This is a genomic window from Bradyrhizobium sp. (genome assembly GCF_027451485.1).
GTDB lineage: Bacteria > Pseudomonadota > Alphaproteobacteria > Rhizobiales > Xanthobacteraceae > Bradyrhizobium.
This window is the reverse complement of record NZ_DAIDJE010000019.1, coordinates 13,490-33,067: the sequence shown is the minus strand read 5'-3', so window position 1 is coordinate 33,067 and position 19,578 is coordinate 13,490. Positions and strand designations below refer to the sequence as shown.

Here is a 19,578-nt window from a genome sequence, read left to right as displayed (position 1 = left end):
ACTACTTCCCGCCCTCGATCGGCTCGAGACCGCTGTTGATGATCGTCTCCCTAGCCGCAGGCGAAGCAAGGAACTTGATCAGCGCCTTGCCGGCTTCCGGCTCCTTCGCGCCGGTGGCGATACCGGCGGAAAACACGGTGATCTTCTGCAAGCTATCCGGCAGCGGACCGACGATGTCGACGCCGTGAACCGGCTTCAGCTCGCTGATCTGCTGAAGACCGAGTTCGGCTTCGCCCTTCGCCACGATCTCCGCAACGGGCGTAGCAGGGATTTTCTTCGCCTTGTCCTTCATCTCGGCGGCGATACCGAGCTTGTCGAACATCACGGTCGAGACATAGACGCCACTGGCGCTGTCGGAATAGGCGACGGATTTGGCCGCGAGCAGCGCGTGCTTGACGGCGTCCGCCGTCGAGATGTCAGGCTTCGGCGCGCCGGCCTTTACCGCGACGCCGATCTTGGAGTTGACGAGATCGACCTTGCTGCCCGCGATCGCCTTGCCCTGCTTGATCAGGTCGTCGAGTGCATAGCCCACCAAAATCAGAACGTCGGCGGGTTCGCCGCGCCCGAGCCGCACCGGGATCGCGTTGACCGTGGTGCCCATCGACGGGCCATAGGCCGTGATCACCTTGTTGCCCGTGGCTTTCTCGAACGCCGGCACCAGCGCGTTATAGGCCGCCGAGAATCCGCCCGAGATCATGACATGGATTTCGGCCGCTTGCGTCGAGGCGGTCAACCAAAGCGCGGCGGCGACGCCCAGAGTCAGATAGCGAAAATGGATGGCTGGAAAGCGCATGAAAAATCCTCCCCGGGGACGGCCTTGTTTTGCCGATCTCTATTAGCGGGGTGGCGAGCGCGTGCAAAGGCGGAAACGGCGCGGTTAACCTTTGAGAAGCAAGTCTATCACCCTGTGAAAATGCGGCGGTCGTTATCTAGTGTCCGCCGCGTGGCTCGTCACGACATCTAGCCGTGAACATCGGCGTACACGGCGATTCGGCCGATTCGGGCGCGGTTCGTTCCGCGCGCGTTCCGTTTCTTAACGGCAAGGCACGTTCGCGTCGCATTTTGAGACAGCTCATGACCTTGCGCGGCGATTCAGTTTCGGCGCCGACGCCATGCGACCACATTGGCCTCCAGCGTGCCGCCGGACTCATGATTGTGCCACGCCCCGTCAACAAAGCGGCAGGCGAACGGCAGCTCATAGGTGCCGCTCTGATCCTCACACAACACCTGGACCGGCAGATCCGGCGGCGGCGCTCCCTCACCATCGAATTGGGCCAACCGTTTTTCGCGCGTTGCCATGTCTAATCCCGCTTCAAGTTGAATTTTGGCGGGCGAGGGCCCGCGCAATGGCGATCAAGGTCAACGCCCGATTGGGGTGGCAGTGTGGTAGCATCCACAGCCGGAAGGCTCGCTCGCAAGAAGTTTACCGCAAGACATCAACAGAAACGAGGGTTTGATGATCGGCCGTTTGGTTGGCGGACTTTGCCTTTGCTCTTGCCTCGCGGCGCTGCTCGCACCCGGCGTGCGCCCCGCCCGCGCGCAGGATGTTCCCGGTATCGAAGTCTGCACCGTCGAAAAGACGATGGAGCGTCGCACCAGTTGCCTGCAAAGCAATGTCGAGTTCCTTCAGAAGACCGTCGCCAAATTGACTTTGGACCATCAGCAGAAACTGAACGCCACAAACCGGGCAGTCGAGGCGCTGAAAGCGAACGTCGCGACGCTTCAGAAGGCTGTCGATGACCTGAAAGTCGCACAGGGCAAGACCGCCGACGGCGCGACCGCTGCCAAAGACGCGGCCGCCAAGGATGGAACTGGAAAGGACGCGGCGAAGCAGGGCGATAAATAGGTCCTTCGCGCGCGGGCCGAAGCGCAATGGCGATCAAATGCGGCGTGCGACGCCTGCGCATGATGGCACAGCTTGCATGGGGCAGTCGCCCGACCAAACTCCCCCGAGTGAATGATCTCCGAGAACCTGATCTCATGAATCCCGCCCAAAAAGCGCTCTGGTTCATCGAAAGTCATTTGGCCGGTGAACTCTCGCTCGACGACATTTCTGGCGTAGCCGGGGTGTCGCGGTTTCATATGGTCCGGGCGTTTGCCGCAGCGACAGGCTTTTCGGTGATGCGGTATGTGCGCGCGCGCCGTCTCAGCGAGGCGGCGCGGGCGCTTGCGGCCGGTGCGCCGGATATCCTCACGCTGGCGCTGGAGGCGGATTACGGCTCCCACGAAGCGTTTACCCGCGCGTTCCGCGACCATTTCGGGCTCACACCCGAGACCGTTCGCAGCCTCTCTTGCGTCGGTGATCTCAAGCTTCAGGAGCCGATCCAGATGGACTCTTCATTCATCAAAAACCTCGAACCTCCGCGCTTCGAAACCTCAAAGCCCTTGCTGATTGCCGGGATCGGCGAGCGTTACAATCACGAAAACGGCGCCGGCATTCCCGGCCAGTGGCAGCGCTTTCACCAGGTGGAAGACGATATTCCCCGTCGTGTCGGCAAGATCGCCTATGGCGTCTGCTGCAACGGCGACGATGCCGGCAATTTCGACTATGTCGCCGGCGTCGAAGTCTCCGACTTCTCCGGACTGCCGCGACCGTTCTTTCGTGTGCGGATTCCCGAACAGCGCTTTGCCGTGTTCACCGATCGCGAACACATCTCGACCATTCGCCGCACCGTCAACACGATCTGGAACCACTGGCTGCCGGCCTCGGGCCTGAAGGTTGCCGACGCGCCGAATTTCGAGCGCTACGACGAAAATTTCGATCCCCTCACCGGCAATGGCGGTTTCGAGATCTGGGTGCCCGTGCAGAACCAGACCGCCACGCCTGCCGGCAGTCCTGCTTTGCGTTGCCGATGAGTTGCAGCTGCTTGCATGCTGCTGCTGCTTTGCCCTAACGTTGTTCGAAAGAAGCGTTGGGGAGGGAATTGATGGCTGAACTTCGCGTGCTCGCTACGGATCTCGAATTTCCGGAAGGTCCGGTGGCAATGCCCGACGGCTCGGTTGTCCTGGTCGAAATCCGCGGCCGGCGGCTGACGCGGGTCTATCCCGACGGGCGCAAGGAAGTGATCGCGCAAATTCCCGGCGGACCAAACGGTGCAGCGCTCGGTCCGGACGGCAAGATCTACATCTGCAACAACGGCGGTTTCTCCTGGATCCCGACGCGCAACACCGTGATGCCGGGGGCGCAGCCGGACGATTATCTCGGCGGCTCGATCCAGCGCATAGATTTGCAGAGCGGCAGGGTCGAGACTGTCGTGACGAAATGCGGCGAACATGATCTGCGCGGGCCGAATGATCTGGTCTTCGACCGGCACGGCGGGCTCTGGTTTTCCGATCTCGGCAAGCGGCGCGCGCGCGAGATGGATGTCGGCGCGTTCTATTATCTCAAGCCCGGCATGAAAGAGATCGTCGAGGGCGTACACGGCGTGTTGCCCGCCAATGGCATCGGTCTGTCGCCGGACGAAAGGACGCTCTACATCGCCGAGACGCCCACGGCGCGGCTGTGGGCCTATGAAATTCCGGAGCCAGGCGTGGTGAAGCCGCGCGACGTGATCTATCGTGGCGAGCGCGGAAAACCGATCGCAGGGCTCGGCGGTTATCAGATGTTCGATTCGCTGGCGGTCGAGGCCAACGGCAATATCTGCGTTGCAACCCTGATCTCCGGCTGCATCTCGGTGATCGCTCCGGATGGTACGCTGGTCGAGCAGGTGCCGACCGGCGACCGTGTGACGACCAATATCGCCTTTGGCGGCCCGGAGCTGAAAACCGCCTACATTACCTTGTCCGGCAAGGGTGAGCTCGTGGCGATGGATTGGCCGCGGCCCGGCCTGCCGCTGAATTTCCTGAATCGATGACGACTCTTACGTCATGCGGGATGGTCCGAAGGACCAGGTCCGGAGTTTCGAGATTCTCAAGGTGCGCAAGGGCGTACCACAGTTCGATGCTTCGCATCGCGCCTGAATGATGAAGTTGTAAGGAGATAAGATGCCTTGGCCCGAACCGGTAACTTTGAGTGGCCCGCATGCGCGGCTCGAGCCGCTATCGCATGCCCATCTTGCCGGCCTCACCGACGCCGTGAAGGACGGCGATCTGTGGAAGATCTGGTATACCTCGATTCCAAAGCCGGACGACATGGCAAAGGAGATCGACCGGCGCATCGGCCTGCAGGCGAAAGGCTCGATGCTGCCGTTCACGGTGTTCGATGCCGATGGCCGGATCGCCGGCATGTCGACCTATATGAACATCGATGCCGCGAACCGGCGTGTCGAGATCGGCTCGACCTGGTATGCCAAACGCGTGCAACGCACGGCGCTCAACACCCAGTGCAAGTTGTTGCTGTTGACCCATGCATTCGAAAAGCTGGATTGCATCGCGGTCGAATTCCGTACGCATTTCTTCAATCATCAGAGCCGGCGCGGCATCGAGCGATTGGGCGCCAAGCAGGACGGCATCCTGCGCAACCACCAGCTCGCGCCGAACGGAACGCTGCGCGACACCGTGGTGTTCAGCATCATCGCCTCGGAATGGCCAACGGCGAAGGCGCATCTGGGTTATCAATTGAACGAAAGGCTGCGGTAAGCATCATGGGAACGAGACGAACTTTGCCAACCGGGCGGTGGGCTCTGTCTTTCCCAAGGAGAGATGAAGACCGGAATCCAGGGACGCATTTGGCGTAACAGAAAAATGGATACGTTCGATTATGTGATCATCGGCGCGGGTTCGGCCGGTTGCGTGCTGGCCAATCGCCTGAGCGAGGATTCGGCCACAAAAATCTGTGTGCTCGAAGCAGGGCCGCGCGACTGGCATCCGTACATCCATCTGCCGGCGGGGTTCATCAAAACCTTCCACATGCGCAGCGTCAACTGGGCCTATCAGCAGGAAGTCGGTCCCTGGACCGGTGGCCGCAGCATCTATGCGCCGCGTGGCAAGACGCTCGGCGGATCATCCTCGATCAACGGTCACATCTACAACCGCGGCCAGCGCCAGGACTTCAACACCTGGGCGCAACTCGGCAATCGCGGCTGGGGCTATTCGGACGTGCTGCCGTATTTCAAGCGCCTGGAAACCCGCATTGGCCCCGGCGACGACACCTATCGCGGACGCGATGGCAATCTCACCGTCACCACGATGGACTGGAAGGATCCGCTCTGCGAGGCCTTCATGGAAGGCGCGATCTCGCTCGGCATTCCGCGCAATCCCGACTACAACGGCGCGATCCAGGAAGGCGTGTCCTACGCGCAGCGCACCATCAAGAATGGCCTTCGCGTCAGTGCAGCCACCGCCTTCCTGCATCCGGCGCTCAAACGCGGCAACATCGATGTGCGCACTCATGCGCATGCCACCGAAATCGTCTTCGAGGGCAGGCGCGCGGTTGGCGTGCGTTACCGGCGCGGCGGCCAGAACGGCACGTTACATGAGGTGCGCGCGGCCAGGGAGGTCATTCTCTCCGGCGGCGCCTACAACTCGCCGCAGCTCCTGCAATTGTCCGGCGTCGGCTCACCCGAACTGCTGAAATCGCATGGCATCGAGGTGCGTCATGCGCTGGCTGGGGTCGGCGAAGGATTGCAGGACCACTACGCGCCGCGCTCGGTGGCGCGGGTCAAGAACATCAAGACCATCAACGAGCGCCGGCGCGGCCTTAGCCTGGTGGGAGAAGTCATCAAGTGGGCGACGACGCGGCGCGGGCTGCTGTCGCTGTCGCCGACCATGGTCTACTGCTTCTGGCATTCCGGCGAGACCACCGAGAGCTCCGACCTGCAACTGACCTTCACGCCGGCGAGTTACAAGGAAGGCGTGCAGGGCGCGCTCGAGGATTTGCCCGGCATGACGGTCACTTCCTGGCAGCAGCGCCCCGAGAGCCGCGGTTATGTCCGCATCCGCTCGTCCGATCCGTTCGCAGCGCCGATCATCCAGACCAATTATCTCACCGCCGAACTCGATCGCCGCGTCGTGGTCGCCGGCATGAAGCTGGCGCGCAAGCTTTTGAAATCGGACCCGCTCAAACCTTATTACGACTACGAGGATTTTCCAGGACCCGAGGTGCAGACCGACGAGGAGTTTTTGCAGGCCGCCACCAAGCGCGGCACCACCACGTTCCATCCCGGTTGCACCTGCCGGATGGGGCCGGCAAATGCGCCGTGGGCCGTGGTGGACGACCAGTTGCGCGTGCATGGCCTGGACGGTCTGCGGGTGATCGATGCCTCGATCATGCCGCGGATGATTTCGGCCAACCTCAACGCGTCGACCCAGATGATCGCCGACAAGGCGAGCGACATGATCCGCGGCAAGACGCCGCCGGAGGCTGTGGTGCTCTAGACTTCTCTTCGGCTCAGGAATGCCAGCCGTTCGAACAGGTGCACGTCCTGCTCGTTCTTGAGCAGCGCGCCATGCAGCGGCGGGATCAGCTTGCGCGGGTCGCGCTCCCTCAACATTTCCGGCGTGATGTCTTCGTTGAGCAGCAGCTTCAGCCAGTCGAGCAGTTCCGAGGTCGACGGCTTTTTCTTGAGGCCCGGCACTTCGCGTACCTCGAAGAAGATGCGCAAGGCTTCTTCGACAAGCCGCTTCTTGATGTCCGGGAAATGCACGTCGACGATCCGGCCCATGGTGTCGGCATCGGGAAACTTGATGTAGTGGAAGAAGCAGCGGCGCAGGAACGCGTCCGGCAATTCCTTCTCGTTGTTCGAGGTGATCATCACGATCGGGCGCAGTTTCGCCTTGATGGTCTCGCCGGTCTCGTAGACATGGAATTCCATGCGGTCGAGTTCGAGCAACAGGTCGTTGGGGAATTCGATGTCGGCCTTGTCGATCTCGTCGATCAGGAGCACCGGGCGCTGTTCGGAGGAAAAGGCCTCCCAGAGCTTGCCGCGCTTGATGTAGTTCTTGATGTCGGACACGCGCGCATCGCCAAGCTGGCTGTCGCGCAGCCGCGACACGGCGTCGTATTCATAGAGACCCTGCTGCGCCTTGGTGGTGGATTTAATGTGCCAGGTCAGCAGCGGAGCCTTCAGGGCTTTGGCCACTTCTTCAGCCAGCACCGTCTTGCCGGTACCAGGCTCGCCCTTGATCAGCAGCGGCCGCTCGAGCACAATCGAGGCATTGACTGCGACCTTGAGGTCTTCGGTGGCGACGTAGTCCTTGGTGCCGGTAAATTTCATGGAAAATGACGTGCCTTGGTTCTCGAGACGAAGAAGCCTCTGTAACAGGAAAAGACCGCCTGGGGGCGGTCGCTTGCCACAGTGTAATTGAAAAAGCCTGCAGGTCCAGACCGATGCCGGCCCGCGATGCTACCCAGATAAGCATCGCGGGCTCTTGACGACCGCAACCCGACGGGCAATCTGAAGGGCATGTTTCTTCAGTTCTTCACATCTCTGCGCGAGGCGCAGGTCCCGGTGACCTTGCGTGAATACCTGACGCTGATGGAGGCGATCGACGCCGATCTTGCCGAGCAGTCGGTGGAGAATTTCTATTATCTTTCTCGTGCCGCGCTGGTGAAGGACGAGCGCAACCTTGACAAGTTCGACCGCGTGTTCGGCACGGTATTCAAGGGGCTGGAAAGCCTCCTCGACGCGATGCAGAAGGCGGACATCCCGGAGGAATGGCTGAAGAAGCTCGCCGAGAAATACTTAACCGAGGAAGAGAAGAAGCAGATCGAGGCGATGGGCTGGGACAAGCTCATGGAGACCTTGCGCAAGCGCCTTGAAGAGCAAAAGGGTCGCCACCAGGGCGGCAATAAGTGGATCGGCACGGCCGGCACCTCGCCGTTCGGCGCGCACGGCTATAACCCAGAGGGCATCCGCATCGGCCAGGAGAAGAACCGGAATTTCCGTGCGGTGAAAGTGTGGGATCGCCGCGAGTTCAAAGACCTCGACGGCAACGTCGAACTCGGCATTCGTAACATCAAGGTCGCGCTCAGGCGTCTGCGCAAATTTGCCCGCACCGGTGCGCCGGACGAACTCGATCTCGATACCACCATCAAGGAAACCGCCAATCACGGCTATCTCGACCTGCATATGCGGCCCGAACGGCGCAATGCAGTGAAGGTGCTGGTATTCTTCGACATCGGCGGCTCGATGGATTCCCATGTCGAGCAGGTCGAAGAACTGTTCTCGGCGGCGAAAAGCGAATTCAAGCACATGGAATATTTCTACTTCCACAACTGCCTCTATGAAGGCGTGTGGAAGGAGAACCGCCGCCGTTTCACCGACCGCACCCCGACCTGGGACGTGCTGCACAAATATCCGCACGATTACAAGGTGGTGTTTGTCGGTGATGCCTCGATGTCGCCTTACGAGATCATGGTGCCGGGCGGCTCGGTCGAGCACGTCAACGAAGAGGCCGGCTCGGTCTGGCTTGATCGCATCACGCGTACCTATCCGCACGCGGTCTGGCTCAATCCGGTGGCACAGCGGCACTGGGACTATTCGGAATCGACCACCATCATTCGTCGCATCTTTGCAGACCGCATGTTCCCGATCACGATCGAGGGTCTCGAGAATGCGATGAAGGAATTGGTTCGCTAGACGGGAGTTCGTGCCCCGGATGCAGCGCAGCGCGTGAGCGCCAGCGCCGAGGAGGGGGCTGTTGAAGGGCTATGCGGGTATCCAGGCTCTCTCGCGCATCGGTACCGGAGACGCTTCGCGTCGCAGGGAAAAGCGCTGCAGTGGCTCCTGGAACCGGGCCACAAAACGTGAGGTAACGATCGATGCCCCAGACCATTCATCGCGGGATCAAGGCCCTGGTCGACGAAGCCAATGCGGCAATCGAAACATTGAGCGCCGCAGACGCAATCAAGGCGGCACAAAGCGAAGACGTGGTCATCGTGGATATCCGCGATCCCCGTGAGCTCGAGCGCGACGGCCGGGTCCCGGGCTCGTTCTCCTGCACCCGAGGCATGCTGGAATTCTGGATCGACCCTGCAAGCCCTTACGCCAAGCCGATCTTTCAGCAGGACAAGAAATTCATCTTCTACTGCGCGGGCGGCCTGCGCTCGGCGCTGGCGGCCAAAGCCGCCCAGGACATGGGGCTCAAACCGGTGGCGCATATTGCCGGCGGCTATGCCGCCTGGCGCGAGGCCGGCGGCCCGATCGAGAAATGGGAACCGAAGAAGCCGAAGGGTTGATAGCCTGCCACACGCGGGCCTGACGCGCCTTTCCATCATCGAGAAGATGGATCGCCGATCAATTACGGCCTGAAAAAATACGGCCTGAAGAAACCGGAGAGTTTTGATCCATGATTCCCAACGACCCGCTCGTCTCCACCGAATGGTTGGCTGAGCACCTGAGCGATGCCAACGTCAGACTCCTCGACGCGACCTTCAAATTGCCGGGCATCCTTCCTCTGCCGAAGGACGATTACCTCGCCTCACACATTCCGGGCGCGGTCTATTTCGACGTCGATGCAGTGTCGGACCATTCCAATCCGCTGCCGCACATGTTTCCGAGCGCCGAACAGTTTGGCCGGGACATAGGTGGCCTCGGCATCTCAAACGGCGATACGGTGGTGATCTATGATTCTGGCAGCTGGGTCGCGGCACCGCGCGTTTGGTGGATGTTCTTGTCCTATGGTCACCGGGACGTTCGCATTCTCAACGGCGGCTTGAAGAAGTGGCGCGCCGAAGGGCGCCCTGTCGAGAGCGGTGAGGTGAAGGCCAGGGCCGCTACGTTCCACGCGAGCTATGACGAAAGGCGCGTCCGTTCGATCGAGCAGATGATCGCCAATGTCAAAAGCCGCGCCGAACAGGTGGTCGATGCGCGTGCGGCGGATCGCTTCGAGGGCCGCGCAGCGGAGCCGCGGCCGGGCATTCGATCCGGCCACATTCCGGGGGCGCTCAACCTGCCCTACAACAACCTGTTCGATGCCGCGACCGGCACGATGAAGCCGCTCGATGAGTTGCGCAAAGCCTTTGCGGTCGCCGGCGTGGACACGGCAAAGCCCATCGTCACAAGCTGCGGCTCCGGCGTATCGGCGGCGGTGCTGACGCTTGCGCTTTATCGGCTCGGCGTCGAAAACGCCGCGCTCTATGACGGTTCGTGGTCGGAATGGGGCAAGGCTGACGGCCCGGCGATCGCGACGGGGCCAGCGTAATCGAATTACTGCCGCGGCGCAGCCGTTGTGAGGCTCTGCTGCGGCTGCGCAAAGGGCTGCTGCGCGAACGGGTTGGCCTGGAATTGCTGTTGGGCCAGGAGATGCGCACGCGCGGCGAGCCTGCGCCGGCGTAGCCGCGCCTGCTCGCGTTTCTTGATCGCGCTCTGATCTTCCTTGGCCTGCTCGTGTTTCGCCGTCGCGTTTGTCTTGGCCGTCGTGTCCGGGGCGATATCGACGGGCGGGCCGCCGAGGGTCGCGATCCTCTTTTCAGCCTCGCTGGTCTCGGGTGAGGTCATCGGCGCCGCTGACGTTGCCACGACGGTTGACGTCGCGGGCTCAGCTGACACTGCCGTGGTGGGCGAAACCGCGGGCGGAGCTGATGCTGCATCGCTTGCTGATGCGGCGGACGTGACAGATGATGGATTTGGCATCGGCGCGGGGGCGGGCTGCGGCTGGACCGTGGCCGGTCCGCTGGAGGTGGAGGCGCCATCTGATGCCCCGACCGTCGCGGTCTTTGTCTCGGTGGCCGGGGCGGTCGGCTCCGCGTCCACAGAAGCGGGCGCGGTTACATCGGCCGCCGGCGGGTTTTGCGCCGCCGGCAAGGTGACCGGCGCCTCGGCCGGCACATGATCGGGCTTTGTGAGCTCAATTGGCAGGTGCGTGGGCTCGGCCGCGGCCACCCGATCGGTCTTCGCCGGTTCGCTGACTGCCGGCACCGGCTCCGGTTGCGCGGTCGTGATCGCGGGCGCTGGAGGCCTCGCTGGCTCTGCCGGAGCCGCGATCGCGGCCGAGGCGGTCGGCCTTTCCGCCGCCGGCTCGACGCTCAAGGTCGCCAGCATCGGAAGCATTGTCTCGGGCGGCTGGGCGAAAGCGGTTTCCGGCGCCGCGCGCCAGGATGAATTGCTGGCAAATGATTCATGGGCGGCGCGCAGCAGCGCTGCGGCGCCGAGTCCGAAAACGAGGAGCGACATCGACAGCATGATCGCTGCGAACAGAAAGCGAAAACCGGGAAGCATGGCGCGCGGAAAACTTGCAAAAACGAGCGGACAGGAACGCGGTGGCCACTGAAGTCGGACGGTGCCAACGGTTTGATCTTCCGACGCCCGCCGGGATGTGGGCGTTCAAAAATCAAGGCCGCTGGTGAGGCAGATTTGCCGCGCGCCAGTGTTCCCGGTTCTGACATTCGCTCAGCTTCGCAGCGGGTTCGTTCACGAATGTCAAATCCACCACGGCAGGGCAGCGAATCATGCTGCCAGAAGCATAGCGCAACGGATTCGCACCGCTCGTTAAATCTCGTTCGCAAGTTGAAATCTGAAAGTCCTTGTTACTTCGCTGCCGCAGGTTGCAGCCGCTCTGGTCGATCCGATGCCGCAACGGGAACGTCGCTGGCCGGGCTCAATCCGGGAAAAAACGGGTATTCGGGGTATCACAATTGGCCTTATGCAGTGTTGGAACGGTATTTTGTCTTGAATGCGCCGCGATCTTCGGTCATCTGCCGTTAACGATCCGGTGTCGCCTTGGGGCTATACAAGAGGAATGATGACCAATCGCATTCTGACGATTTGCGCCGCGGCTTCTGCTGTTCTGGCGGCAGAGGCCGTGGGAACCTCCCTTGCGTTGGCGCAGACCTATCCGCCGTCGGGGGCGGTCTACGCACCCGCACCGGAGCCGTATCCGGCCTATCCGAGTGACCCCCGCGCCCCACGGCCGGCCGATTTCGATACGCTGGGGGACGATGAGGGACCAAACGGGCCGGGTTCGACCGCGTTGCCGCCCCCGGGTCCGGCCAGCCGGCCGCTTTATTCGGAGCGGGGCCCGGTGATGTCGCCGGATGATCCGCGATATGGCCGTCCCATGCCGCCCCCCGGCGGCTATTCCGGCCCGGTAATGTCGCCCGATGATCCGCGCTATGGCCGTCCGATGCCGCCGCCCGGCGGCTATTCCGGCCCGGTGATGTCGCCTGATGACCCGCGTTATGGCCGCACCGATCCGCCGCCGGTGATCTATGCCGATCGGCCTGCTGGCGCGATGCCGCAGCCTTATGGTTCGCCGCCCGCCGATGAGCAGGCTCGGCCGCCCGGTGCGGTCGGATCGGCCAATGTCACCGGCGCCGTGCAGCCGCCGCAAGGGCCCGATGGCAAATCAGTCATGTTGCTGCCGCCGGAGGAGCAACCGGAGTCCGGCCCGGTCAGCCTGCCGCCGAACCTGCGCCGGCAGGAGGTGGCGTTCGCTACCAAGGAACCGGCGGGAACGATCATCGTCGATACGCCCCACACCTATCTCTATTACGTGCTCGGCAATGGCCGCGCGATCCGGTATGGCGTCCGCGTCGGCCGCGACGGTTTCACCTGGGCCGGCGTGCAGAAGATCACGCGCAAGGCGGAATGGCCGGACTGGCATCCGCCGCCGGAAATGATCGACCGCCAGCCATACCTGCCGCGCTTCATGGCCGGTGGCCCCGGAAATCCGCTCGGCGCGCGCGCGATGTATCTCGGCAGTACGGTCTATCGTATCCACGGCACCAATCAGCCGTCCACGATCGGAAAATTCGTCTCCTCGGGCTGCATTGGCATGCTGAACGAGGACGTGTCGGACCTGTTCGATCGCGTCAAGGTCGGCACCCGCGTGGTCGTGTGGCCCGGCAAGCCCCCGGCTTCCACCACCACGACGGCCTCCGCGGCGCCCGTTCCCGGATCGACCGCCGGACAGGGGATGCCGCCGTCGAGCGTCCCAGGCACCACCGCGCCGGCGAGCGTGCCGCCGTTGCCGCCTGCAGTGACGGTGCGCTAAAGCCGAAGCGGTCGGGAGACTTACGAAAAGCGCGCCACAAAACGGCGCGCTTTTTTACGTCGTGAGCTGCCAGGCGGCGCCCGCGGGCCGTAACGCACCGTTTACGATTTCTTCATAACAATGGCGCGTCATTTCAGTCTGCTGCTGCCGGTGACCATGCCTGACCGCTTCACGGTGGTGCGGTCCCGGTCAGGCGAGAGGAAATAAGCGGTGAGCGCAATTTCTGCGACAATCCCGGCTGGCAACCAGATTTCGCCGGCCAATGAGAGGGTCTGGCACCAGAGCAATTTGCTCGGCGACTGGAAAGGCACGATCAAGCAAAATCACCAGCCGGTCGAATTCAAGGTCCTCAGCATCCACGGCGCTTCGGCGCAGGTCCTATATACGCATAACGGACGTACCGAACGGGGCACGGCCACCGTCGATAAGGACTCCATCACCTTCGGCAACGTCACAATCGCTACACGCAACGGGCAGCAGGCGGCGTTTGAATTCTCGTATCAGCCGCAGGGACAGCTTGCTTCTACGGGAACGCAGACTGCGATCCTTACCAAGTCCGCAGATCCCGCGGCCAATGCCAATCCGCTGCAGGGCAGTTGGACCGGTGCGACCGCCGGGCATAGCGTCTCCTTTCAGGTCACATCGATCAACGGTCGCGACGCGCAGGTCAAATACAACATCGATGGTACGAGCGGGACGGGCGTCGGCGACATCGTCGGGAATGCGGTGCTGCTCGGCAAAATCCAGTTCTCGAACACCGACGGGAAGAACGGCAAGGTGACCTTTCAGTCCGGTCATCAGACGATCCAGCTCGCGGTTCAGAAGTTCGTATCCAAGACCGCCTGACCGTCCACCCCATATCGGTGCGCCATATTTGATTCCGGGAGATTTGGCGTGGACCGATCATCCGGCGTTTTTTACATCGTCCGCAAACGCCTCGCGGTCTTGAACGTTGAGGTGATATCGAGGCCTCGGCGATGCACGCTGAAGATAAATCGACTTATCCGCCGCTCAACACACTGAAGGCAGTTGCCGAAGATGTCTGGATCATCGACGGCCCATCGATCCGGTTTGGTTGGGGCTGTATCAAGTTTCCGTTTTCAACGCGGGCGACCATCTTGCGGCTTGCGGGCGACGCTCTGCTTGTTCACTCCCCGACGCCCCTTGTACCGACACTCGCGGCGGCGATTGGAAAGATCGGCACTCCGAGATGGATTGTTGGCCCCAATCGGCTGCATTACTGGTGGATAGGAGAATGGCACGCCGCATATCCGGATGCCGCGATCTATCTGGCGCCGAAGGTACAACGGCAAGCCGGAGCCCGTCTCGATTTCGCGTGGCAGCCGCTTGAGCGGGACCGCGGCTATCCCTGGGACGACCGGATCGCAACCCTTCCGGTCTCAGGCGGCTTCATGACCGAAGTCGAACTCTTTCACCGGCCTTCCCGCACCCTGGTGCTGACCGATTTGATCGAGAATTTCGAGACCGGCAAGCTTGAAACACGTGCGATGCGGTTCTGGACGCGCCTCGGCGGTGTTCGCGACCCCGACGGCGGCATGCCGCGCGACATGCGCTGGAGCTTCGTAAAGCACAGGCGCGAACTGAAAGCCGCAATCCTGCGGATGATCGACTGGAATCCGGAACGGATTATCCTTGCGCACGGCCGCTGGTACGATGCCAACGGCCGAGCCGAACTGCGGCGGGCGTTTCGGTGGATTCTGGATGAGTAACGATATCGCCAAGCCCGAAGCCCGTCATTGCTCCCGGGCAATAACGACTACGTTAGCCGTCGCACCGGCTCGCCCTTGAACCACCCGTCGATGCCTTCGACCATCTGGTTATAGTGAGCGACGAAGGTTTCCTGCGTCGCGTAGCCGAGGTGTGGCGTCAGCACGAGGTTGTCGAGCTTGCGGAAGGGATGGTCGACGGGCAGCGGTTCGACCGAAAACACGTCGACCGCGGCACCGGCAATCTTTCGCGCCATCAGCGTTTCCAAGAGCGCCATCTCGTCGATGATCGGTCCGCGGGCGGTGTTGACGATAAAGCCGGTCGGCTTCATGCGCGCGAGGTCGGCGGCGCCGACCAGGCCGCGCGAACGGTCGCTCAGCACCACGTGAATGGTGATGATGTCGGCGGTCGAGAACAGGTCTTCCCTGGTGGCGTAGGTGACGCCGACCTCCTTGCAGCGCTCCACCGTCAGGTTTGGACTCCAGGCGATCACGTTCATGCCGAACGCCTTCGCCAGACCCGCAACCTTGGCGCCGAGTTTGCCCAGGCCGACCACGCCGAGCGTTTTGCCCTCGATCTCGATGCCGACGTGCTTCTGCCAGAATTCGCCGGCGTGCATGCGGGCGCTCTCGCGCCCGATATTGCGCGTCAGTTCCAGGATCAGGCCCATGGTGAGCGGCGCCGTGGGGTCGCGCGGCCAATGCGTGCCGCACACGGTAACCCCGCGGTCCTTGGCGGCCGCCAGATCGATCGAGTTGTTGCGCATACCGGAGGTGATCAAGAGCTTCAACTTGGGCAGGCGTTCGAACATGGTGCGTGGAAACGGCGTCCGCTCGCGCATGGCGCAGATGATCTCGAAATCCTTCAGCGCGCTGGCCGTGGCATCCGGCGAGGCGAACGGCTCCCGGAAGACGGTGACATCGACGCGATCCTCGACCCTGGACCAGTCCGCGACCGCCAGCGAGAGATTGAGATAGTCGTCGAGAATTGCACAGCGCAGCCGCGTCATGGGAGCATCCGTTTCTGTCGATTACGAACGGCGCTCCGTCGACGCCGCCCTCTGGGTAGGGGACGCATGGTTACGCGCCGCGCCTTCTCAGGCAAGCGGCTCGCCATCAAAATTTGCGGGGGATGGGTGTCGTCCGGAACGACGAAGAACAGAAAAAATCAGCTGGTGTGCCGAAGGCGCGCCGCCTGTTTGGCGCGGCAGGCCGGACCGGGCCCGCGCATATAGTGCAGTTCCGGGCGGTAGGGGTCGAACGCCCTGGCGAAGAACGCGATGAAGAAGGCACGGATTCCGGCGAAGACAAGGCGAGGTCCGTTGCAGCGGTCTGCCGGGGAGGAGAGGGAAGCCGAATCGGTGACCGCCATGACGAATCCTGTCTTTTTCGGCACCTTCTGGCACGCGAAGCACTTTTTGGGGTGCTGACGGGAGTTTCGGGCGCAACTTATTAAAAGAAGGTTTCAATTGTCGTGATCTGCTGCCCACATGGTGTCGATCCCGTATTCGTCCCTGGTGAACGGAGGGAAAACGCGGCGAACTTCCGATTCGGGGAGGCAGGTGCGGTTGCCCTTTAGGCCCCGCGCGGCTACATCACCCGCAAGCTTTCATCCTTAAAAATCTCTTCATTCCAGGGACGTCGATGGCGCGCCAGTTCGTCTATTTCATGCAGGGTCTGTCCAAGACCTATCCGCCCAACCGCAAGGTATTGGATAACATCCACCTGTCGTTCTACCCGGACGCCAAGATCGGCGTGCTCGGTGTCAACGGCTCGGGCAAATCGACCCTGCTCAAGATCATGGCCGGGCTCGACAAGGAATATACCGGCGAGGCCTGGGTCGCTGAGGGCGCCCGCGTCGGCTACCTCGAGCAGGAGCCGCAGCTCGATGCCTCGAAGACCGTCCGCGAAAACGTCATGATGGGCGTCGCCAAGCAGAAGGCGATCCTCGACCGCTACAACGAACTCGCGGTCAATTACTCGGACGAGACCGCCGATGAAATGACCAGGCTGCAGGACGAGATCGAGGCCGCCGGTCTCTGGGATCTCGACAGCAAGGTCGACCAGGCGATGGACGCGCTGCGCTGTCCGCCTGACGATGCCGATGTGACCAAACTCTCCGGCGGCGAGCGCCGCCGCGTCGCGCTGTGCCGGCTTCTGCTCGACCAGCCGGACCTGTTGCTGCTGGACGAACCGACCAACCATCTCGACGCGGAATCCGTGTCGTGGCTCGAAGGCCATCTGCGCAATTATCCCGGTGCGATCCTGATCGTCACCCATGACCGCTACTTCCTCGACAACGTCACGGGCTGGATCCTTGAACTCGACCGCGGCCGCGGCATTCCCTATGAAGGCAATTATTCCTCCTGGCTGGTGCAGAAACAGAAGCGGCTCGAACAGGAGAGCCGCGAGGAGGCGGCACATCAGCGCACGCTTGCCCGCGAGCAGGAATGGATCGCTGCGTCTCCCAAGGCGCGCCAGGCCAAGTCGAAGGCGCGTTACCAGAGCTACGAGGACCTGCTGAAGAAGGCGAGCGAGAAGCAGACGCAGACCGCGCAGATCACGATCCCGGTCGCCGAGCGGCTTGGTCAGAACGTGATCGATTTCGAGGGGCTCACCAAGGCCTATGGCGACCGCGTCCTGATCGACAATCTTACCTTCAAGCTGCCGCCGGGCGGCATCGTCGGGGTGATCGGCCCGAACGGCGCCGGCAAGACCACCCTGTTTCGCATGATCACCGGCCAGGAAAAGCCGGATTCCGGCACGATCACGATCGGGGAAAGCGTGCATCTCGGCTATGTCGATCAGTCGCGCGACGATCTCGACGGCAAGAAGACGGTGTGGGAGGAAATTTCCGGCGGCAACGAACTGATCCTGCTGGGCAAGCGCGAGGTCAATTCGCGCGGCTATTGCTCGTCGTTCAACTTCAAGGGCGCGGACCAGCAGAAGAAGGTCGGCGCGTTGTCGGGCGGTGAACGGAACCGCGTGCATCTCGCCAAGATGCTGAAGTCCGGTGCCAACGTGCTGCTGCTCGACGAACCGACCAATGACCTCGACGTCGATACGCTACGCGCGCTCGAAGAGGCGCTGGAGGATTTTGCGGGTTGTGCCGTGATCATCAGCCACGACCGCTGGTTCCTCGACCGCATCGCCACGCACATGCTGGCCTTCGAGGGCGACAGCCATGTCGAATGGTTCGAAGGCAACTTCCAGGACTATGAAAAGGACAAGATGCGCCGCCTGGGGCAGGATTCCGTCATACCTCATCGGCTGAAGTACAAGAAGCTGACGAGGTAATCCTTGTCATTGCGAGCGCTTGCGAAGCAATCCGGTCGGCTTGCCGTCAAATCGGCCTGGATTGCCTCGTCGCTTGCGTGTCCTTGCGCAAACGCCTTGCGTTTGTCGCAGGCAATGGTGATTGTCGCTATTCTATGGATAGGCTTTTCCCCGGCCCGCGCCGCGTCTGATGCCGCCTTCACGCAATTCATCGCCTCGCTCTGGCCCGAGGCGAAGGCCGCAGGCGTCTCGCGCGCGACGTTCGAGCGCGAGACCGCAAACCTCGAGCCCGACTACAAGCTGCCCGACCTGATCCTGCCCGGACGTCCCGCGACCGGCGCGCCGTCGCAGGCCGAGTTCGTGCAGGTGCCGGCCGACTACATCAACGAAGCCTCGATCGCGCGGCTGGCAGCCGAAGGCCAAAAGCTGATGGCGAAGTATCGCGCCGCCCTCGATGGCATCGAAAAGCGGTTCGGCGTGCCTGCCCCGATCGTGCTCGCGATCTGGGGTCGCGAGACTGATTACGGGCGCTATACGCTGCCTTATGACGGGGTACGCGTGCTGGCGACGCAGGCCTATGTCGGTCGGCGCAAGGATCAGTACCGCAACGAGTTCGTGCTGGCGCTGAAGCTGATCAACGACGGCGAGGTGACGCGCAAGGAACTGCGGGTTTCGTGGGCAGGAGCGACCGGGCTCACGCAGTTCCTGCCATCCGAGTTTTACCAGCATGCGGTCGATTTCGATGGCGACGGCCGCAGGGACATCTGGCATTCGGTGCCGGACGCACTGGCTTCGGCCGCGGAGCAGCTCGTCAACAAGGGCTGGCAGAAAGGCGTACGCTGGGCTTATGAAGTCACGCCGCCGGCGAATGTCGACTGCACGTCAGGCGTGCCGGAGGTGACCAAGCCGCTTGGTGAATGGCTGCGCGAAGGCTTTGTGCCGGTGCGCGGGCGGCGCTTGAGCGCAGCCGAGCAGGCGCAACAGGCCTCGCTGTTGCAGCCCGAGGGAATTTACGGACCGTCGTTCCTCGCCACGAAGAACTACTTCGTGATCAAGGAATATAATTTCTCCGATCTCTATGTGCTGTTCGTCGGCCATTTAGCCGATCGCATGGTCAGCCCGCTTCCGTTTGCGACGCCATGGTCGGCCGCGAAGCAGTTGCGCACCAGGGATGTCGAAGCCATGCAGCGCGGGCTGATGCGTATCGGTCTCTACGCCGACAAGGTCGATGGTAAGGCCGGCATGAAGACGCGTGCTGCGCTCGGCGCCTATCAGAAGAAGGCCGGGCTCAAGGTGGATTGCTGGCCGAGCGAAGCCTTGCTGCACTCGATCGAGCAGGCGCACTAAATTGGATCGCAGCAACAAAAAACCCGGCTGCAAGGCCGGGTTCTTCTTAAGTCAACAAGCCCGCGATCAGTCGCAGTACTGAACCCGCCGGAAGCGCCACTCATAGCCATCCCAGAAGCGCTCACGCACCCAGCGGCACGGACCCGGGCCGGGCGCGACGTAAACCGGCGGCGGAGGAGCCTGGCTTGCGGCTACCGCGCCGCCGACGATCGCACCACCGATAATGCCGCCGGCGATCGCCGCGCCGAGCGCGCGCTGGGCGCTGGCCGGGGTCGTGGCGGCCATGCCGGCTACCATTGCCAGCGCAAGGAGCGCAGCAAATGTCTTGTTCATGTGTTCAACTCTCCTGGAGATG

20 protein-coding genes are annotated in these 19,578 nt (G+C 62.3%); 13 read left to right on the top strand and 7 right to left on the bottom strand.

What is annotated here, in order from left to right; genetic code table 11:
- Position 1 precedes the first annotated feature (1 nt).
- Both NEZ08_RS02745 and NEZ08_RS02740 read right to left on the bottom strand, forming a co-directional pair.
- Positions 2 to 793 carry a substrate-binding domain-containing protein gene (locus NEZ08_RS02745; RefSeq protein ID WP_298103081.1) on the bottom strand — a complete coding sequence of 264 codons (792 nt, stop codon included), beginning with the start codon at positions 791 to 793 and terminating at the stop codon, positions 2 to 4.
- A 299-nt stretch (positions 794 to 1,092) separates the two neighbouring features.
- Positions 1,093 to 1,299, bottom strand: coding sequence for a hypothetical protein (locus NEZ08_RS02740; protein WP_298103078.1), 207 nt, complete (start codon positions 1,297 to 1,299; stop codon positions 1,093 to 1,095).
- A gap of 157 nt (positions 1,300 to 1,456) precedes the next feature.
- On the opposite strand from NEZ08_RS02740, the gene NEZ08_RS02735 reads away from it, so the two are divergent.
- The 5 genes from NEZ08_RS02735 to NEZ08_RS02715 all read left to right on the top strand — a co-directional run bounded on the left by NEZ08_RS02735 (position 1,457) and on the right by NEZ08_RS02715 (position 6,315).
- On the top strand, positions 1,457 to 1,846 hold the full coding sequence (locus NEZ08_RS02735; RefSeq protein ID WP_298103076.1) for a hypothetical protein: 390 nt from the start codon (positions 1,457 to 1,459) through the stop codon (positions 1,844 to 1,846).
- Between the two features lie 134 nt (positions 1,847 to 1,980).
- Entirely contained in the window at positions 1,981 to 2,856 is an 876-nt protein-coding gene (locus tag NEZ08_RS02730) for an AraC family transcriptional regulator (protein ID WP_298103073.1), read from the top strand.
- Positions 2,857 to 2,927: 71 nt separating this feature from the next.
- The gene (locus NEZ08_RS02725; RefSeq protein ID WP_298103071.1) at positions 2,928 to 3,854 is read left to right on the top strand and encodes an SMP-30/gluconolactonase/LRE family protein; all 927 of its coding nucleotides are present in this window, start codon (positions 2,928 to 2,930) and stop codon (positions 3,852 to 3,854) included.
- A 130-nt stretch (positions 3,855 to 3,984) separates the two neighbouring features.
- The gene (locus NEZ08_RS02720; RefSeq protein WP_298103068.1) at positions 3,985 to 4,578 is read left to right on the top strand and encodes a GNAT family protein; all 594 of its coding nucleotides are present in this window, start codon (positions 3,985 to 3,987) and stop codon (positions 4,576 to 4,578) included.
- Between the two features lie 105 nt (positions 4,579 to 4,683).
- Positions 4,684 to 6,315: a GMC family oxidoreductase gene (locus NEZ08_RS02715; protein ID WP_298103066.1), complete on the top strand. Its 1,632-nt coding sequence runs from the start codon at positions 4,684 to 4,686 to the stop codon at positions 6,313 to 6,315.
- Here NEZ08_RS02715 and NEZ08_RS02710 read toward each other — a convergent pair.
- Positions 6,312 to 7,154 (bottom strand): MoxR family ATPase, encoded by an 843-nt coding sequence (locus NEZ08_RS02710; protein WP_298103063.1) that lies wholly within the window; start codon positions 7,152 to 7,154, stop codon positions 6,312 to 6,314. The two genes, NEZ08_RS02715 and NEZ08_RS02710, sit on opposite strands and share 4 nt — an antisense overlap.
- A 189-nt stretch (positions 7,155 to 7,343) precedes the next feature.
- On the opposite strand from NEZ08_RS02710, the gene NEZ08_RS02705 reads away from it, so the two are divergent.
- The 3 genes from NEZ08_RS02705 to sseA all read left to right on the top strand — a co-directional run bounded on the left by NEZ08_RS02705 (position 7,344) and on the right by sseA (position 10,083).
- On the top strand, positions 7,344 to 8,519 hold the full coding sequence (locus tag NEZ08_RS02705) for a VWA domain-containing protein (protein ID WP_298103061.1): 1,176 nt from the start codon (positions 7,344 to 7,346) through the stop codon (positions 8,517 to 8,519).
- 182 nt (positions 8,520 to 8,701) lie between these two features.
- Positions 8,702 to 9,118: a rhodanese-like domain-containing protein gene (locus tag NEZ08_RS02700; protein WP_298103058.1), complete on the top strand. Its 417-nt coding sequence runs from the start codon at positions 8,702 to 8,704 to the stop codon at positions 9,116 to 9,118.
- A 110-nt stretch (positions 9,119 to 9,228) separates the two neighbouring features.
- Positions 9,229 to 10,083 carry a 3-mercaptopyruvate sulfurtransferase gene (gene sseA / locus NEZ08_RS02695; protein ID WP_298103055.1) on the top strand — a complete coding sequence of 285 codons (855 nt, stop codon included), beginning with the start codon at positions 9,229 to 9,231 and terminating at the stop codon, positions 10,081 to 10,083.
- A 5-nt stretch (positions 10,084 to 10,088) separates the two neighbouring features.
- Here the strand turns inward: sseA and NEZ08_RS02690 are convergent, their stop codons facing one another.
- Positions 10,089 to 11,054 (bottom strand): hypothetical protein, encoded by a 966-nt coding sequence (locus tag NEZ08_RS02690; protein ID WP_298103052.1) that lies wholly within the window; start codon positions 11,052 to 11,054, stop codon positions 10,089 to 10,091.
- 565 nt (positions 11,055 to 11,619) lie between these two features.
- Here NEZ08_RS02690 and NEZ08_RS02685 point away from each other — a divergent pair.
- The 3 genes from NEZ08_RS02685 (at position 11,620) to NEZ08_RS02675 (ending at position 14,603) form a co-directional block, all read left to right on the top strand.
- On the top strand, positions 11,620 to 12,873 hold the full coding sequence (locus NEZ08_RS02685) for a L,D-transpeptidase (RefSeq protein WP_298103048.1): 1,254 nt from the start codon (positions 11,620 to 11,622) through the stop codon (positions 12,871 to 12,873).
- A gap of 210 nt (positions 12,874 to 13,083) precedes the next feature.
- Positions 13,084 to 13,719, top strand: a complete 636-nt coding sequence (locus NEZ08_RS02680; RefSeq protein WP_298103045.1) for a hypothetical protein — start codon at positions 13,084 to 13,086, stop codon at positions 13,717 to 13,719.
- A 131-nt stretch (positions 13,720 to 13,850) separates the two neighbouring features.
- Entirely contained in the window at positions 13,851 to 14,603 is a 753-nt protein-coding gene (locus tag NEZ08_RS02675; RefSeq protein ID WP_298103042.1) for a DUF4336 domain-containing protein, read from the top strand.
- Between the two features lie 47 nt (positions 14,604 to 14,650).
- Here NEZ08_RS02675 and NEZ08_RS02670 read toward each other — a convergent pair whose 3' ends face one another.
- Together NEZ08_RS02670 and NEZ08_RS02665 are read right to left on the bottom strand one after the other, a co-directional pair.
- Positions 14,651 to 15,610 carry a D-2-hydroxyacid dehydrogenase family protein gene (locus NEZ08_RS02670; protein WP_298103039.1) on the bottom strand — a complete coding sequence of 320 codons (960 nt, stop codon included), beginning with the start codon at positions 15,608 to 15,610 and terminating at the stop codon, positions 14,651 to 14,653.
- Positions 15,611 to 15,768: 158 nt separating this feature from the next.
- Positions 15,769 to 15,972, bottom strand: coding sequence for a hypothetical protein (locus NEZ08_RS02665; RefSeq protein ID WP_298103036.1), 204 nt, complete (start codon positions 15,970 to 15,972; stop codon positions 15,769 to 15,771).
- A 272-nt stretch (positions 15,973 to 16,244) separates the two neighbouring features.
- Between NEZ08_RS02665 and ettA the strand changes: the two genes are divergently transcribed.
- Entirely contained in the window at positions 16,245 to 17,897 is a 1,653-nt protein-coding gene (ettA, locus tag NEZ08_RS02660; protein WP_298103033.1) for an energy-dependent translational throttle protein EttA, read from the top strand.
- Between the two features lie 114 nt (positions 17,898 to 18,011).
- Positions 18,012 to 19,223, top strand: a complete 1,212-nt coding sequence (locus tag NEZ08_RS02655; RefSeq protein ID WP_298103130.1) for a lytic murein transglycosylase — start codon at positions 18,012 to 18,014, stop codon at positions 19,221 to 19,223.
- A 66-nt stretch (positions 19,224 to 19,289) separates the two neighbouring features.
- Here NEZ08_RS02655 and NEZ08_RS02650 read toward each other — a convergent pair whose 3' ends face one another.
- Positions 19,290 to 19,556 (bottom strand): hypothetical protein, encoded by a 267-nt coding sequence (locus tag NEZ08_RS02650; protein ID WP_298103031.1) that lies wholly within the window; start codon positions 19,554 to 19,556, stop codon positions 19,290 to 19,292.
- Between the last annotated feature and the right edge of the window lie 22 nt (positions 19,557 to 19,578).